The sequence below is a fragment of the Winogradskyella psychrotolerans genome (assembly GCF_018860565.1).
GTDB classification, from domain to species: Bacteria; Bacteroidota; Bacteroidia; order Flavobacteriales; family Flavobacteriaceae; genus Winogradskyella; species Winogradskyella damuponensis.
In genome coordinates this window covers 1-1,184 of record NZ_JAHKPS010000011.1, presented here as the reverse complement: position 1 = coordinate 1,184, position 1,184 = coordinate 1, and the positions used below count along the sequence as shown (strand labels likewise).

At 30.6% G+C, this 1,184-nt stretch carries 1 protein-coding gene; it reads left to right on the top strand.

The window, feature by feature from the left end; genetic code table 11:
• A partial coding sequence (locus KO504_RS04125) for a DUF4348 domain-containing protein (RefSeq protein WP_215925069.1) occupies nt 1-1,045 on the top strand: 1,045 nt, incomplete at its 5' end.
• Nucleotides 1,046-1,184: the final 139 nt, after the last annotated feature.

Below are 1,184 nucleotides of genomic sequence, written 5' to 3'. Positions count from 1 at the left end.
ACCGTTACCTACAATTATGAAAAACATTCCGTTACTGATTTTAACATTGATTTTAATTGCAAGTTGTAATTCAAAACAAGCTTCATCGGAATTGGAAAAGCTGACTGAAAAACTGGCTGAAAAAGAAAATCAAATTTCTGAATTACAAAAGCAAATTGAGAATTTAGAAAAAGACAAAAGTTCATCTGAAAACACTCAAACTTCGGATTACTATCGCTTCGTGGAAACTTCGGACTCTGAAATTAATGTTGCGGAAAAACTAAAAAGCGGAGAACGAAAATTAATTGACAAAAAAGATTTTAAAGACACTTTAGATATATCAGACAATTTTTTCGTTTACAAACATACTTCTGAAATCACTCAAACGTCAGAATCGGAGTTTGAATCAGTTCTTCGTGATTTTGGCCAAGTTGAATCGGAATACGGAAATGATTTCTTTGTAAGAGTTATGACTTTTTATAATGGACAAAGTTTACCTCTCGAAACCGAAAATTCTAAAACTGACATTCATATTTTAATTCAACCTACTGAATTAGGTTATAAAAATAAAACGTTCGTGGTTTCTGACTTTTATGATGTTGACATAAAAACACTTGAAAAAAAAGAAAATAGTGTAGAACTGACTTTTGAACACGGAAAGTTTCCGAGAAAAAAAGAATTAATAATTATAAAACCCGAATTAGTAAAATTCAATCGAAATCAAGTCGTAAATATTGACAACAACTTCAAAGACTTTCTTGAACTTTTTAATAGAGATTCGCTATTTCAAATAAGCCGAGTAAAGCTACCTATGACGGTAGAATATGCTGACCCAGAAAAAGATTATGAATATTCAAAAGAAGTTATAAATCGGCAAAATTATCGAAAATTGAATTTCGTAAAAGATGATAGTCCAAATCCGGAATATGAACAGTTTATAAAAGTAAACGGAAATAAAACAACAATTGAGTATCGTGGAATTGAGAATGGAATTAGTGGTGAATACTACTTTGAGAAATTAGATGGAAAATGGACATTGATAACTTGGATAGATTCATCGACATAAATAACTGTAGGTAACAATGTATATAATTTATAGCTGCTTCTAGCCTACTCACGAAAAACCTCGCGGTTTTTCTATTTCGATTATTATTTGCTAACTTACTTGCTGAAACAACGCTACAAATCATATACTAAACCGTTGT